The 15,459-nt window shown below is 58.2% G+C and carries 10 protein-coding genes; 6 read left to right on the forward strand and 4 right to left on the reverse strand.

What is annotated here, in order from left to right; all coding sequences use genetic code 11:
• The first annotated feature begins 119 nt into the window (after nucleotides 1-119).
• The 4 genes from RHM56_RS20970 (at nucleotide 120) to msrA (ending at nucleotide 5,339) form a co-directional block, all read left to right on the forward strand.
• On the forward strand, nucleotides 120-368 hold the full coding sequence (locus RHM56_RS20970; protein WP_322235698.1) for a hypothetical protein: 249 nt from the start codon (nucleotides 120-122) through the stop codon (nucleotides 366-368).
• The gene (locus RHM56_RS20975; protein ID WP_322235700.1) at nucleotides 356-1,744 is read left to right on the forward strand and encodes an alkaline phosphatase D family protein; all 1,389 of its coding nucleotides are present in this window, start codon (nucleotides 356-358) and stop codon (nucleotides 1,742-1,744) included. Before RHM56_RS20970 ends, RHM56_RS20975 begins: the two co-directional genes overlap by 13 nt.
• A gap of 186 nt (nucleotides 1,745-1,930) precedes the next feature.
• Complete coding sequence (locus RHM56_RS20980; protein WP_322235702.1) at nucleotides 1,931-4,624, forward strand: EAL domain-containing protein; 2,694 nt, start codon at nucleotides 1,931-1,933, stop codon at nucleotides 4,622-4,624.
• 67 nt (nucleotides 4,625-4,691) lie between these two features.
• A complete protein-coding gene (msrA, locus tag RHM56_RS20985; protein ID WP_322235704.1) occupies nucleotides 4,692-5,339 on the forward strand; it encodes a peptide-methionine (S)-S-oxide reductase MsrA in 648 nt (215 codons plus the stop codon).
• Nucleotides 5,340-5,418: 79 nt separating this feature from the next.
• On the opposite strand, the gene RHM56_RS20990 is transcribed toward msrA, so the two are convergent.
• The 3 genes from RHM56_RS20990 to putP all read right to left on the reverse strand — a co-directional run bounded on the left by RHM56_RS20990 (nucleotide 5,419) and on the right by putP (nucleotide 8,414).
• Nucleotides 5,419-6,255: a 23S rRNA (adenine(2030)-N(6))-methyltransferase RlmJ gene (locus RHM56_RS20990; RefSeq protein WP_019411485.1), complete on the reverse strand. Its 837-nt coding sequence runs from the start codon at nucleotides 6,253-6,255 to the stop codon at nucleotides 5,419-5,421.
• A gap of 89 nt (nucleotides 6,256-6,344) precedes the next feature.
• Nucleotides 6,345-6,689: a hypothetical protein gene (locus tag RHM56_RS20995; RefSeq protein ID WP_322235706.1), complete on the reverse strand. Its 345-nt coding sequence runs from the start codon at nucleotides 6,687-6,689 to the stop codon at nucleotides 6,345-6,347.
• A gap of 237 nt (nucleotides 6,690-6,926) precedes the next feature.
• The gene (putP, locus tag RHM56_RS21000) at nucleotides 6,927-8,414 is read right to left on the reverse strand and encodes a sodium/proline symporter PutP (protein ID WP_322235708.1); all 1,488 of its coding nucleotides are present in this window, start codon (nucleotides 8,412-8,414) and stop codon (nucleotides 6,927-6,929) included.
• A 459-nt stretch (nucleotides 8,415-8,873) separates the two neighbouring features.
• Between putP and putA the strand changes: the two genes are divergently transcribed.
• On the forward strand, nucleotides 8,874-12,827 hold the full coding sequence (gene putA, locus RHM56_RS21005; RefSeq protein WP_322235710.1) for a trifunctional transcriptional regulator/proline dehydrogenase/L-glutamate gamma-semialdehyde dehydrogenase: 3,954 nt from the start codon (nucleotides 8,874-8,876) through the stop codon (nucleotides 12,825-12,827).
• A gap of 82 nt (nucleotides 12,828-12,909) precedes the next feature.
• Here putA and RHM56_RS21010 read toward each other — a convergent pair whose 3' ends face one another.
• A complete protein-coding gene (locus RHM56_RS21010) occupies nucleotides 12,910-13,452 on the reverse strand; it encodes a hypothetical protein (RefSeq protein ID WP_322235712.1) in 543 nt (180 codons plus the stop codon).
• 247 nt (nucleotides 13,453-13,699) lie between these two features.
• Between RHM56_RS21010 and RHM56_RS21015 the strand changes: the two genes are divergently transcribed.
• The gene (locus RHM56_RS21015) at nucleotides 13,700-15,442 is read left to right on the forward strand and encodes a potassium/proton antiporter (RefSeq protein ID WP_322235715.1); all 1,743 of its coding nucleotides are present in this window, start codon (nucleotides 13,700-13,702) and stop codon (nucleotides 15,440-15,442) included.
• The last annotated feature ends 17 nt before the right edge of the window (nucleotides 15,443-15,459 follow it).

Raw genomic sequence — 15,459 nt, forward strand, 5'->3', positions numbered from 1 at the left:
GGATAGCGCACTGTTTTCCGAGCGCCACGCTCGTACCTCAACCCCGCCCAATAAGCGGGGCTTTTTTTTGCCTGACACCTTGCGCATTCCCGTAGTCGCTGACGAAGCATGAGGCTGCGATGGGTGGCGAAGCGACCCTGAACGGCGGTCCTGCGGCCCGCATCGCAGCCTCATGCTTCGTCAGCGACTACGACATCTTGCTTGGGCGACCAGAAAAGTCACTCACATCGCAACAACCAAACACTACAAAGCCCGCTGAATACGAGAAGCGATTATTCAATCAAGCACCACTACGGTTAACAAAAGGGAATAACCACCGCGACATTGATCGCCAAACATCAGAAAGGAATTCGATGTGGAAAAACTAACCGTTGGTCCGATTGTCGGCTACACCACCCCCGATCACACCCGCATTTTCGTGAGAGGGGGTCCTGATAATAGAGATATCGTTTTCGCCGGTATTCGCCACCGCAAGGCGGGCACACAGCAATGGTCTGCCGGGGTGTATTCAAGGCTCAGCGAGACGTACGACATGGCCGACACGCTTGTGCTGAATGGCCTGAGCGCAAACACCCAATACGAATACCAGGCTGGCTGGTTCACCACCACCTCCCACGACCACACCACAGAAACCGTTAAACAGATTGCGCTGAGGTGGCCCTCGACGATCTACCAGTTCAGATCCGCCTCTCCCAAACGTGATCGGGAGCATCGATACATCGTAGGTTCATGCCGCTACCTCAGGCTCACGCTGAACGTCCCCTCCCGGCCAGATCTGGGTGACAAGATCTTCAATACCATCTACGACCTGAAGGGTACCGGCCCGCTGGATGCCGTACTGATGGTGGGTGATCAGGTGTACGTCGATGACTTGAATATCGTGGCCCCGGACCGCAGTTACGCGGATATATCGCGCAAATACCGAGCCGCATTCTCGCAGCCCCATATCAGCCAACTCATGTCCAGCACCCCGACTTATATGATCCTCGACGATCATGAGATCGAAGATAACTGGCCTGCAAATCGCAGCAACGGCGACGAAACGCTCTACCGAAATGCCATACATGCCTACGAAATCTTCCAGTGCAGCCATGGCCCCGCCCACGATCTGCTTGCCAATGGACGCATCAACCGCCGCCCGAAAAACTACTGGTACACCTTCGCCGACGGCGATACAGACTGGTTTGTGATGGATTGCCGTACCGAACGTGTTTTAACGGGTACTGACACCAGGATGATCGGCGTAGCGCAAGAAAATGCTCTCTACAAATGGCTGATCAACAGCACCGCAAAAGTGAAGTTCATCGTCAGCAGCGTCATGTTCATGCCCGATCGAAGAAGCCATGGTGATGACGGCTGGAAGGCATTTGCCGCGCAACGCCACCGCATCCTGGAAACCATTCGCTCCAATGCCATCAAAAACGTGATCTTTGTCAGCGGCGACATCCACGGCTCCCTCACCTGCAAGCTGACCCACAGCACAGACCCAAACTTTGTGATACACGGCATCGTGTCGTCCCCTCTGTGCAACACCAAGCTGCTGCCTTATGCCCAACGCAGTAATTTAATACTGGATGCGCCTCTGGCCAGTAATAACAAAGGCCATTATTCACCCACAATGACTAGCGGCATGGTCAGCGAGGACAACTTCGCCTGCGTGACCCTGAATGGGCAGCAACTGAAGGTCGAGTTTTACAGCCCGAAAGGTAAACTCCTCCAATCGGCAAAAATTGAGCTTAAATAACCGTCATAAAACTGAAACCCTCGAACGCCAGCCTGTCGCAACTCGCTGGCCTGTCGATAACCTTCTATAGCGTTATCGCTGTCAAGTTCACTTGTCAGCGCTGTAAGCATGATGCAACCTTGCCGCAGACCGCAGGAACAGGGCTTGGGCCCTTACGCCATCAGCATGTGTTAAGCGAGTGTCTCAATGAAAAGCCAATCCGATGCTGCCCCGAGAATGGCAGCCGAGGTCGTGACGCAGTTACCCGTGCCCTCGCGGCTCGGGATGCTGCGTTTCGAACGGCTTAATGAAGCCAGCTGGGCCTTGCTCTACCTCGATCCTGGTTGCGAGCGCCATTTTGGCTTGCCTGCGGCAGAGTTGTGCGCGCTGGTCGGCTCACCTTACGCCAGCCTGATGGAACCCAAGGCCCGCTATCGCTTGCACGATGCGATAGAGCTACAACTGCGAACCAGCCCCCACTATGTGGTGCATTACACCTTGCACACCACTCATGGGCCGCTGAACCTGATGGAAGTAGGTGAATCCTACAAGCAACACAGCCGTCACCTGTTGCGCGGCTACCTCTTGGTGCTCGAAGGCCCGGTCAGTAGCCCCCCGCTGGCACCTGTCGCCGAACTCGAAACCCAAAACAGCCGACTGCACATCGCCCTGGAGTTGAACCAGCGCGCCCAGCAAGAACAACTGCAACACCTGGAACGCGTGCGCGCCCAGCAGGACCTGATCCTGCGCCTGGCGCGCCACAAGTACAGCCAGCACAACTCGCTGCAAGAAGCCGCCGAGCTGATCACCCGTAGCGCTTGCGATATTTATCAAATCGACGCCGCCAGCCTGTGGAACCTCGAGGACCATCGGTTGGTGCCTATTTCCGCTTATCAGCGCGAAAGCCAGGCTTACGTGACGCAAGAAGTCATCGACGTCAGTGCTTTTCCGGACTACCTCGAAGCCTTGCACACCAGTCGTTCTATCGATGCGCAGAACGCCAATCGCGACCCGCGTACCCGCGAGCTGGCGGCCAGCCTGTATCACCACCCAACCAATGCCATGCTCGATGCGAGTATCCGCATTGATGGCCAAGTGATCGGCGTGTTGTGCCTCGAACAGACCGGCAAGACCCGGGTGTGGAAGGCCGACGAAATTGCTTTTGCCGGGGAGCTGGCCGACCAGTTCGCCCAAGTGATCAACAACCACAACCGGCGCACTGCCACCAACGCCCTGCACCTGTTTCAGCGGGCGGTCGAGCAAAGCGCCAACGCCTTCCTGCTGGTCAACTGCGACGGCGTGGTCGAATACGTAAACCCCAGCTTTACCGCCATCACCCAGTACAGCTCCGAAGAAGTCCAGGGCCACAAACTGTCCGAACTGCCCGCCCTGGAGAACCTCAGCGACCTGCTGTTCGATGCCCACTCAAGCCTGAGCAATGGCAACAGCTGGCAGGGCGAATTCAAGAGCCGACGCAAGAATCTGGAGCCGTACTGGGGCCAGATGTCGATCTCCAAGGTCTATGGCGACAACCGCGAACTGACCCACTACATCGGCATTTACGAAGACATCACCGAATCCAAGCTGGCTCAGCAGCGAATCGAGCGCCTGGCGTACACCGATAACCTGACCAATCTGGGCAATCGTCCGGCCTTTATTCGCAACCTCGATGAGCGCTTCGCCCGCGACAGCACCACTCAGGTTTGCCTGCTGCTGGTGGACATCGACAACTTCAAGCGGATCAATGACAGCCTCGGCCACCAGACCGGTGACAAGCTGCTGATCAGCCTGGCCCGGCGCCTGCGCAACAGCCTCAGCCCTGACGACAATCTGGCGCGGTTTGCCAGTAACGAATTCGCCGTGCTGCTCGATAACACCAACCTTGAAATCGGCCAGCAGACCGCCAGCCAATTGCTCATGACCCTCGACAAACCAATGTTCGTCGATAACCAGCTGATCAGCGTCACCGGCTCTGTCGGCGTTGCCTGTGCACCCTTGCACGGGCTCGACCCACAAACCCTGATGCGCAACGCCGGTCTGGCACTGCACAAGGCCAAAGCCAACGGCAAACACCAGGTGCAAGTGTTCACCGAGACGTTGAACGCCGAGGCCAGCTACAAGCTGTTCGTCGAAAACAACCTGCGCCGCGCCCTGACGCAAAACGAACTGGATGTGTTTTACCAACCCAAACTCTGTTTGCGCACCGGCCGACTGCTGGGGATGGAAGCCTTGCTGCGCTGGAACCATCCCGAAAAGGGCATGATCCGCCCCGACCAGTTCATCAGCGTGGCTGAAGAAACCGGGCTGATCATTCCCATTGGCAAATGGGTCGCGCGCCAGGCCTGCCGCATGAGCAAACAACTGAGTGCGGCAGGTTTTGGCAACTTACAGGTGGCGATCAACCTGTCGCCCAAACAGTTTTCCGACCCGGACCTAGTGGCCTCGATTGCCAGCATCCTCAAGGAAGAAAAACTACCCGCCGCTTTGCTGGAACTTGAGCTGACCGAAGGCCTGTTACTGGAAGCCACCGACGACACCCGCCTGCAACTCGATCAGCTCAAAGAACTGGGCCTGACCTTGGCCATGGATGATTTTGGTACGGGTTATTCCTCACTCAGTTACTTGAAAAAATTCCCGATCGACATCATCAAAATCGACCGCAGCTTTATCAAAGACATTCCCGATAACCAGAACGACATGGAAATCACCTCCGCGGTGATCGCGATGGCCCACAACCTCAAGCTCAAAGTGGTTGCAGAAGGTATCGAAACCGCAGCCCAGCTGGCCTTCCTGCGCCGCCACCGCTGCGACGTTGGCCAGGGCTACCTGTTCGACCGGCCGATCCCTGGCGCCGAATTGGAGCGAAAGCTCAAACGTTATCCGCGCGGACCGCTGACCTGACAGCGCTGTAACACTCGGGCACACTAATGGCCTAACTTCCTACAATCTGACTGAGAGGACTTGAAACATGGTCTTGCGCTCGGAAATCCTGGTGAATAAAAACGTGCTACCCACTCAAGAACAAGCCCTGCCGGGCCGTGAAACACCGATGCAACTGCCCGAAACCCACTTCGTCACCGGCAACCCTCTGCTGGGCCCGTTTCTGGACGATGTCGGCTTTGCGATTTTTGGCCTGGGTTGCTTCTGGGGCGCAGAACGCAAGTTCTGGCAAGTCGACGGCGTGGTCAGTACGGTCGTGGGTTATGCCGGTGGTTTTACCCCCAACCCGACCTATGAAGAAGTCTGCTCGGGCCTGACGGGGCACACCGAAGTGGTGCTGGTGGTTTACGACCAGGCCAAAGTCAAATACGAAGACCTGCTGAAGATGTTCTGGGAACTGCACAACCCGACCCAGGGCATGCGCCAAGGCAACGACATCGGCACCCAGTACCGCTCGGTGATCTACTGCACCACGCCAGAGCAACTGGCGGCGGCCGAGGCCAGCAAAGAGGCGTATCAGGCCGAACTGAACAAGGCTGGTTTGGGCACCATCACCACCGAAATTGAAGAGGCACCGACGGTGTACTTCGCCGAGGCGTACCACCAGCAGTACCTGGCGAAAAACCCGCAGGGCTACTGCGGCATCGGTGGCACAGGCGTTACGTGCCCAATCTGACGACACACCCCTTGTCTCGCGATCTTTTGATCTTTAAAAGATCGCGAGGCAAGCTCGCTCCTACAGGGTGAGGTGATCTTTACTCAGCGATCAACCATTCCATCTGCCAGCCACCCTGGGTCTGGCCCAGTTTCTTGGCCAGCCATGGCAGCAGTTCGCGCAGTTCTTCTTCCAGACCCCATGGCGGATTGGCAATGGCAAGGCCCGAGCCGTTCAGACTGTTTGGGGTGTCCAGCGGGTGCACGAACAATTCAACTTGCAGCAATTTCGGCGCACCTGAACCTGCCAGGTCTTGGTAGAAGCGACGCAGTTGACGCTTGTCCTTGATCGGGTACCAGATCGCAACAACGGTCTGACGCATGCGGCTGATGGCGTCTTTCAACGATTCGGCGCAGCGCTTCATCTCGTCGAGCTTTTCAAATGGCGGATCGATGAGCATCAAGCCACGCTTTTCAGCCACCGGCAGCAACGCCCGCGGTACGTGCCAGCCTTCCCCCAAATGCACCGCCACCCGGCGATCACCTTTCATGTTGTCTTTGAGCATCACGCCGTCTTCGGGGTGTTTTTCGTTCAACAACACGCGGTCTTGCGAACGGGTCAGACGCCGCGCCAGCTCAGGCGAGCCCGGGTAGTAGCGCAACTCGCCATCCGGGTTCATCTTGTGCAGCACTTGCATGTAGTCCGCTGTCACCGCAGGCAGGTCTTTTTGCCCCCACAACCGCGCGATGCCTTCCAGGTACTCGCCCGTGCGGTTGGCCTGATCGCCTTGAAGGTCGTACAAACCAATCCCGGCATGGGTATCGAGGTAAGCAAAAGGCTGCTCTTTACGCGACATCAAAGCGATGAGGCGGGTCAAGACGATATGTTTGAGAACGTCGGCGTGGTTGCCGGCGTGGAAGGCGTGACGATAGTTCATGGTTGCTCCTGCGCAGGGGGCGAAGTTTACCCTGTGCAGCGACTAACGTCAGGGGTAAAGCCAATATCCACGCCGGACGGCGCCCGCGATCAGATCGCCCGCGGCTCCAGCACCAGGTTATGAACGCTATCCCTTGAAGCCGCCAACCAGTCAATCGAGAATTGCTCGCTGGCGTCTGCAATCAGCACTTGCTTATCCAGCACCTCCACACGAATTTTGTAACCTTCAGCCGGGCTGTGCGATTCGTCGTCATCCAAATGAAAGGCAAAGGTCCAAGGCGCCGGAATGGCGTAATAACCATGCGTTTCAAGCAACAACCGCTCGGTGCCTCCCGCTGCGAGGGCGTACACACAAATGGTCCACACATAATCGCTTCGCAGCGAGAACGGCAGGTCATGAGGGGAAACATTCCCGAGGAGTATCTTTTTTCGCATTTTAACTGTCCTTAGTTAATGCGCTCGAAAGCGAGCGCTCAACCAAGGCTAATACGTATTCGGCCTGTCATTTACGCTTCAGAAGAACCCGCAGCACAAACGAGAAATATCAGGTTTAAACGGGTAACCCATCTGACTCATGACGTTCTTTTCAACCTGCCCCCAATAAAAACGGCCCGCCTCCAAAGGAGACGGGCCGTTTTTTTCACGCCTTGATTGAGCCGTGGCTCAACGCACTCAGCGGTTCAGTTTGAAGTCTTTCTCGGCAGCGTCGAAACGCTCGATCATCTTCTTGCTTGGGCCTTGGCCCATGGCGCTGACCACCAGAATGGCGATGCTGGCGAAGATGAAGCCCGGAATGATTTCGTACAGCCCCAGCAGGTTGAAGTGCTTCCAGACGATCACAGTAATAGCGCCGATCAGAATACCGGCCAATGCACCATTGCGAGTCATGCCTTTCCACATGACCGAGATCAGTACCACAGGGCCGAACGCAGCGCCGAAACCTGCCCAGGCGTAGCTCACCAAGCCCAGCACGCGGTTCTCAGGGTTGGCCGCCAGAGCGATAGCGATCAGTGCAACCACCAGCACCATGGCGCGACCGACCCATACCAGTTCGAGCTGGGATGCATTTTTGCGCAGGAAAGACTTGTAGAAGTCTTCGGTCAGGGCGCTGGAGCACACCAGCAACTGGCAGCTCAAGGTGCTCATCACGGCCGCCAGAATGGCCGACAGCAATACACCGGCAAGCCATGGGTTAAACAGCAGCTTGGCCAGCTCGATGAACACACGCTCAGGGTTTTCAGTCACAGGACCGGCCACTTCCGGGTGTGCCGAGAAGTAAGCGATACCGAAGAAGCCCACAGCGACCGTACCGGCCAGGCACAGGATCATCCAGGTCATGGAGATGCGACGCGCCTTGGCGATCGACTTCACCGAATCGGCAGCCATGAAGCGCGCCAGAATGTGCGGCTGACCAAAGTAACCCAAGCCCCAGCCCATCAGCGAGATGATGCCGATGAAGGAGGTGCCTTTGAGCATGTCGAAGTTGCTTGGGTCCTGGGCTTCGATGGCCAGGAAGGTGGTGTCGATGCCACCAGTGGCCAGCAGCACGATGATCGGCGTAAGGATCAGCGCGAAAATCATCAAGGTGGCTTGAACGGTGTCCGTCCAGCTCACTGCCAGGAAACCGCCGATAAAGGTGTAAGCGATGGTCGCCGCTGCGCCTGCCCACAAGGCTGTTTCGTACGACATGCCGAAGGTGCTTTCAAACAGACGGGCACCGGCCACGATGCCAGAGGCACAGTAGATGGTGAAGAACACCAGAATCACGACCGCCGAGATAATCCGCAGCAGCCCACTTTTGTCTTCAAAACGGCTGGAGAAGTAATCCGGCAGAGTCAGCGCATCGCCGTTGTGCTCGGTCTGCACCCGCAGGCGCCCCGCCACAAACAGCCAGTTCAGGTAGGCACCGGTCACCAGACCGATGGCAATCCAGCTTTCCGACAAACCGGACATGTAGATTGCACCCGGCAAACCCATCAACAACCAGCCACTCATGTCGGATGCACCAGCGGACAAAGCGGTTACCACGCTGCCCAGGCTGCGACCACCGAGAATGTAGTCAGAAAGGTTGTTGGTGGAGCGATAGGCCATAAGACCAATCAGCACCATTGCCGCGATATAGATCACGAACGTGATCAGCGTTGGGTTACTTACACTCATTGCATTAAGCCCTGGCATTGTTTTTATGTTTAGCGGCGGTCTGGCCGTACGCTCACAAACGTCCTGTCTGAGACGATTAACCTGCCCGCGCATTTATGACTGATGTTTCCCCAGGAAATACACCAGCCGATCAACCCATTGTTTAGGCGGTTGCACCTTAGCGGCGAATGCTATGCAACAAAGCAAATAAGGTGCAACCAATTTCTGTCACACCAGTTGCACCTTGTCGTCTTTTCGTCTTAATCACTGTTTTTTGCTCCTTTTCGGAGCAAAAACAACGCAAGACCTACGAAAAAGCACCAAGCCAGCGCACCCATTCAAGGCTGTGGGATAAATCCTGACGAAGCGTCGATCAATTCGCAAAAAAACGGGTTGCACTAGGTTGCACCTATGATTGCGCGGAGCTAATCTTGCCGCCAGCTGCTGCCGCGCACATGTGGCACCCATGAGGATAAAAATATGGCTACCACCACCCTTGGGGTCAAACTTGATGACCCAACCCGCGAGCGCCTCAAGGCCGCCGCGACCTCGATTGATCGCACGCCACACTGGCTGATCAAGCAGGCAATCTTCAATTACCTGGAAAAGCTCGAGGGTGGTGCAACCCTGACCGAGTTGAGCGGTATCCCTGGTAGCACCAGCGATGACGCCGACGATGCAAACACCGATCACGCTCATCAGTGCTTCCTGGAGTTTGCAGAAAGCATCCTGCCGCAGTCGGTACTGCGCGCCGCGATCACGTCGGCTTACCGTCGCCCGGAACCTGAAGTCGTGCCGATGCTGCTGGAGCAAGCGCGTCTGCCTGCCCCGATGGCCGAAGCCACTCAAACTCTGGCTGCCTCGATTGCAGAAAAACTGCGCAATCAGAAGAGCGCCGGTGGCCGCGCAGGCATCGTGCAAGGCCTGCTGCAAGAATTCTCCCTGTCGTCTCAGGAAGGCGTGGCGCTGATGTGCCTGGCCGAAGCGCTGCTGCGTATCCCGGACAAAGGCACCCGCGACGCGCTGATCCGCGACAAGATCAGCACTGGCAATTGGCACCCGCACTTGGGCAACAGCCCGTCGCTGTTCGTAAACGCGGCAACCTGGGGCCTGTTGCTGACCGGCAAGCTGGTGTCCACGCATAACGAAGCAGGCCTGACCTCCTCCCTGAGCCGCATCATCGGCAAAAGCGGCGAGCCGATGATCCGCAAGGGCGTCGACATGGCCATGCGCCTGATGGGCGAGCAATTTGTAACGGGCGAAACCATTGCCGAAGCCTTGGCCAACGCCACGCGCTTTGAAGCCAAGGGCTTCCGCTATTCCTACGACATGCTCGGTGAAGCCGCACTGACCGAACATGACGCGCAGAAGTACCTCGCCTCGTACGAGCAAGCCATCCACTCGATCGGCAAAGCCTCCAACGGCCGCGGGATTTATGAAGGTCCAGGCATTTCGATCAAGCTGTCGGCCCTGCACCCGCGTTACAGCCGCGCCCAGTACGAACGCGTGATGGACGAGTTGTACCCGCGCCTGCTGTCGCTGACCTTGCTGGCCAAGAAATATGACATCGGCCTCAACATCGACGCCGAAGAAGCCGACCGCCTTGAGCTGTCGCTCGACCTGTTGGAGCGCCTGTGCTTCGAGCCGCAACTGAGCGGCTGGAACGGCATCGGTTTCGTGATTCAGGCGTACCAGAAGCGTTGCCCGTATGTGATCGACTACGTGATCGATCTGGCCCGTCGCAGCCGTCACCGCCTGATGATCCGCCTGGTGAAAGGCGCGTACTGGGACAGCGAAATCAAACGCGCCCATGTTGAAGGCCTGGAAGGCTATCCGGTCTACACCCGCAAGGTGTACACCGACGTTTCCTACATTGCTTGCGCGAAAAAGCTGCTGGCCGTGCCGGAAGCGATCTACCCGCAGTTCGCCACGCACAACGCCCACACCTTGTCGGCCATCTACCACCTTGCCGGTCAGAACTACTACCCTGGCCAGTACGAGTTCCAGTGCCTGCACGGCATGGGCGAACCACTGTACGAGCAAGTTGTGGGCAAAATCTCCGAGGGCAAACTGAACCGTCCTTGCCGCGTGTACGCACCAGTCGGCACCCACGAAACACTGCTGGCTTATCTGGTACGTCGCCTGCTGGAAAACGGCGCGAACACCTCGTTTGTCAACCGCATCGCTGACCACACGATCTCGATCCACCAGTTGGTGGCCGACCCTGTGAGCCAGATCGAGCAAATGGCGACGGCAGAAGGCGGCTTCGGCTTGCCGCACCCGCGCATCCCATTGCCACGCGATCTGTATGGCAGCGAACGCGCCAACTCCAGCGGCATCGACATGGCCAACGAACACCGTCTGGCGTCGCTGTCCTGCGCCCTGCTGGCCTCTGCTCACAACGACTGGAAAGCTGCGCCGATGCTCGGTTGCGCGTCCAGCACCCAAGTCCCGGCAGCTGTGCTCAACCCGGCCGACCTGCGCGACGTGGTGGGTTATGTGCAAGAAGCCACCGTTGACGATGCCGACAACGCCATTCAGTGCGCGCTGAACGTCGCACCGATCTGGCAGGCCACCCCGCCCGCCGAGCGCGCCGCCATTCTGGAACGCGCGGCCGACCTGATGGAAGCCGAGATCCAGCCGCTGATGGGCCTGTTGGCACGTGAAGCCGGCAAGACCTTCGCCAACGCCATCGCCGAAGTGCGCGAGGCCGTGGACTTCCTGCGTTACTACGCAGTGCAGGCACGCAACGACCTGACCAACGATGCCCACCGCCCACTGGGCCCGGTGGTCTGCATCAGCCCGTGGAACTTTCCGCTGGCGATTTTCAGCGGTCAAGTTGCGGCCGCGCTGGCTGCCGGTAACCCGGTACTGGCCAAACCGGCCGAGCAAACCCCGCTGGTCGCCGCACAAGCCGTGCGCATCCTGCTGGAAGCTGGCATCCCGGAAGGCGTGCTGCAATTGCTGCCGGGCCGTGGCGAAACCGTGGGTGCACGTCTGGTCGGCGACGATCGGGTCAAAGGCGTGATGTTCACCGGCTCCACCGAAGTCGCTCGCCTGCTGCAACGCAACATCGCCGGACGCCTGGACGCCCAAGGCCGTCCAATCCCGCTGATCGCCGAAACCGGCGGCCAGAACGCGATGATCGTCGATTCCTCGGCCCTGACCGAGCAAGTGGTCATCGACGTGGTGTCTTCGGCCTTCGACAGTGCCGGTCAGCGTTGCTCGGCCCTGCGCGTACTGTGCCTGCAGGAAGATTCGGCAGACCGCGTAATCGAAATGCTCAAAGGTGCCATGGCCGAATCGCGCATGGGCAACCCTGAGCGTCTGAGCGTAGACATTGGCCCGGTGATCGATGCCGAAGCCAAGACCGGGATCGAGCAGCACATCCAGGGCATGCGCGACAAAGGCCGCAGCGTTTATCAAATGGCGATTGCCGACATTGACGAATGCAAGCGCGGCACCTTCGTGATGCCGACCCTGATTGAACTCGAAAGCTTCAGCGAGCTGGAACGTGAAATCTTCGGTCCGGTGCTGCACGTGGTGCGCTACAAGCGCAAAGACATCGACTCGTTGATCGCTCAGATCAATGCCTCGGGTTACGGCCTGACACTGGGCGTTCACACCCGCATCGACGAGACCATTGCCAAAGTGGTCAACAACGTCAATGCCGGTAACGTTTACGTCAACCGCAACATCGTCGGTGCCGTGGTCGGCGTGCAGCCGTTCGGCGGTGAAGGCCTGTCAGGCACTGGCCCGAAAGCCGGCGGCCCGTTGTATCTGTTCCGCCTGCTGTCGACCCGCCCAAGCGATGCCATCGAGCAATCGTTCGCTAAAGTCGACGCCATCAGCGTGCCAGACACCCAAGCCCGCGAAGCCCTGAGCGCACCGCTCAAGGCCTTGCAAGCCTGGGCGCAAAGCAACGAGCAAGCAGCATTGGCCGAGCTGTGCAACGAATTCGCCGCCCATTCGCAAAGCGGCATTACCCGCCTGCTGAACGGCCCGACGGGCGAGCGCAACAGCTACGCCATCCTGCCGCGCGAACACGTGCTGTGCCTGGCTGACACTGAAAGCGACCTGCTGACCCAACTGGCTGCCGTACTGGCCGTGGGCAGCTCGGCGGTACTGCCGGACAGCGAACTGGCCAAAGCCCTGATTGCCCGCCTGCCAAAAGAGGTGCAAGCGCGCATCAAGTTGGTGGCGGACTGGACCAAAGACGAGGTGGTCTTCGACGCCGTTCTGCACCACGGCGACAGCGACCAACTGCGTGGCGTGTGCCAGCAAGTGGCCAAACGCGCGAGCGCTATTGTCGGTGTACAAGGTCTGTCTCAAGGCGAAACCAACATTGCCCTGGAACGTCTGGTAATTGAGCGCGCACTGAGCGTCAACACCGCTGCGGCGGGCGGTAACGCGAGCTTGATGACCATCGGCTGATGCTTTAGCTGAAACCTAAAAGACCGGGCACCCTTGCAGGGGTGTCCGGTTTTTTTGGGTCTGCATTTCGGCGCGCACGCACTCAGGCAAACGGGAAATACCGCATTAGCGCAAGCCACCCCGCACAACCGAGGCACATCCAGGCATAGTTGCTCCATGCCATGAGCGAATTGCTCAAGCCCCGCGCATCCCCTGCCAGCACATTGATTGCGCGCTGGGCCCCGACAAACAAAAATCCGCCGCAGACGATCAAGACCGCATCCGCTACATACACAAAATGCGCGTCCGAAGGTCGGTCAAAGAACGTAAACAGCAGCACAATGAACATCACCAGCAACATGATCAATAAGGCCCGGATCTCGAGAGAGTGCTTATACGATCGCCCCTGCATGGCCAGACCGATGTGTACTTTGTCAAACAGGTCCAGTATGAAAAAGGGCCAGAACAATCCGCGCACAAGTGGCGTAATCGCGGCGCCGGTGTTTTTTTTATACGCCGCCCAATTACGGTACGACCAGTAAAACAAGTACACACCGCCCGTCATCAGGTACAGCAGCAGAAATTTGGGGACTGCTACGGTGTAGAGGGCGTTGGGGCTGAGGTCAGTCGCAGTGCTCGGCTTCATGACTCGTCCATGGATAAACAGAGCCGCGAGTAGACGCAATTTGCCCATCAAAAAAATGCAGGCCTATTCCTGCAATCACGTAAGAAAAAGCCAATGTATAGACTGATCACGTCGTCGCTGACGAGGTAAAAGGCTGCAAATACGGGCAAAAGCTTTTTGACAGTTCGCCAATATCGCAGGTTAGAATCGCTGGCACGCAGCCTGCATGGTTGCGCCCTGTCTTTTAAGCTTTTCTGGAGTACGGCCTTTGAATGCGACGACCATCAACAGCCTGTTCTTAATCGGCGCGTTGCTGGTAGGCGCAAGTATTCTGGTCAGCTCCCTGTCTTCTCGTTTGGGCATCCCGATTCTGGTGATCATCCTTGCCGTCGGCATGGCGGCGGGCGTGGATGGTGGCGGCATTATTTTCGATAACTACCCTACGGCCTACCTGGTCGGCAACCTCGCCCTGGCGGTGATCTTGCTTGACGGCGGCCTGCGTACCCGGGTCTCCAGTTTCCGGGTGGCGCTATGGCCCGCGCTGTCGCTGGCCACCGTCGGGGTGATGATCACCACCGGGCTGACCGGCCTGATGGCCGCCTGGCTGTTTAACCTCAATCTGATTCAGGGCCTGTTGATCGGCGCCATTGTTGGCTCAACCGATGCCGCGGCGGTGTTCTCGCTGCTGGGCGGCAAAGGCTTGAACGAGCGGGTATCGGCCAGCCTCGAAATCGAATCCGGCAGCAACGACCCGATGGCGGTGTTTCTCACCGTGACGTTGATCGACATGCTCGCCAGCGGTGAAACCGGCCTGCATGCGAGCTTGATCCTCGATCTGCTGCGCGAGTTCGGGATCGGTGCCGTGGTAGGCCTGGCCGGTGGCTGGCTGATGCTGCAAATGGTTAACCGGATCAATCTGGCAAACGGGCTGTATCCGATTTTGGTGATCGCCGGTGGTCTGGTGGTTTTCGCCCTGACCAACGCCTTGCACGGCAGCGGCTTCCTGGCCGTTTACCTGTGCGGCCTGGTGATCGGCAACAGCCCGATCCGCAGCCGTCACGGCATTTTGCACATGCTCGACGGCATGGCCTGGCTGGCACAGATCGGCATGTTCCTGGTGCTGGGTTTGCTGGTCACCCCACACGACTTGCTGCCCATCGCGGTGCCTGCGCTGGCCTTGGCCCTGTGGATGATTTTGTTCGCCCGCCCGCTGTCAGTGATGATTGGCCTGCTGCCCTTCAAAGCATTCCACGGGCGCGAAAAAGCGTTTATTGCGTGGGTTGGCCTGCGCGGCGCGGTCCCCATTATTTTGGCGGTGTTCCCGCTGATGGCCGGCTTGCCGAACGCACAGCTGTACTTCAACCTCGCCTTCTTTATCGTGCTGGTGTCCCTTTTGGTGCAAGGCACCAGCCTGCCGTGGGTCGCCAAGCTGCTCAAGGTCACCGTACCGCCAGACCTCGCGCCCATCTCGCGTGCAGCCCTGGAAGTGCACGTCACCAGTGAGTGGGAGTTATTCGTTTATCGCCTGGACGCACAAAACTGGTGCATCGGTGCGGCCTTGCGTGAACTGAAAATGCCCGAAGGTACGCGCATCGCCGCCTTGTTCCGCGACCAAAAACTGCTCCATCCGTCGGGCAGTACAACCCTGGAAATTGGCGATTTGCTGTGCGTGATTGGTCACGAACACAACTTGCCGGCCCTCGGCAAACTGTTCAGCCAACCACCGACCCGCGGGCTGGACCTGCGCTTCTTCGGCGACTTTGTGCTCGAAGGCGACGCCCAACTGGGCGCGGTATCGGCCCTGTATGGCCTGAAGCTCGATGGCATTGATCCGAACATTCCACTCAGCAGCTTCATTGCGCAAAAAGTCGGCGGCGCGCCAGTGGTCGGCGACCAGGTGGAATGGAACAACACTATTTGGACCGTGGCCGTGATGGACGGGAACAAGATAGGCAAAGTGGGCGTCAGATTCCCCGAAGGAAGTGCCCCGGGCCCTGGGTTGTTCCTCTAAACTTCACCCTTTCTGAC

The sequence above is a fragment of the Pseudomonas sp. CCC3.1 genome, assembly GCF_034347405.1.
Taxonomy (GTDB): domain Bacteria; phylum Pseudomonadota; class Gammaproteobacteria; order Pseudomonadales; family Pseudomonadaceae; genus Aquipseudomonas.

Coding starts and splice junctions, on each gene's coding strand:
- RHM56_RS20990 (WP_019411485.1), bottom strand. CDS start 6,255: ATGAACTATCGTCACGCCTTCCACGCCGGCAACCACGCCGACGTTCTC.
- putA (WP_322235710.1), top strand. CDS start 8,874: ATGGCTACCACCACCCTTGGGGTCAAACTTGATGACCCAACCCGCGAG.
- RHM56_RS20995 (WP_322235706.1), bottom strand. CDS start 6,689: ATGCGAAAAAAGATACTCCTCGGGAATGTTTCCCCTCATGACCTGCCG.
- RHM56_RS20970 (WP_322235698.1), top strand. CDS start 120: ATGGGTGGCGAAGCGACCCTGAACGGCGGTCCTGCGGCCCGCATCGCA.
- putP (WP_322235708.1), bottom strand. CDS start 8,414: ATGAGTGTAAGTAACCCAACGCTGATCACGTTCGTGATCTATATCGCG.
- RHM56_RS20980 (WP_322235702.1), top strand. CDS start 1,931: ATGAAAAGCCAATCCGATGCTGCCCCGAGAATGGCAGCCGAGGTCGTG.
- msrA (WP_322235704.1), top strand. CDS start 4,692: ATGGTCTTGCGCTCGGAAATCCTGGTGAATAAAAACGTGCTACCCACT.
- RHM56_RS21010 (WP_322235712.1), bottom strand. CDS start 13,452: ATGAAGCCGAGCACTGCGACTGACCTCAGCCCCAACGCCCTCTACACC.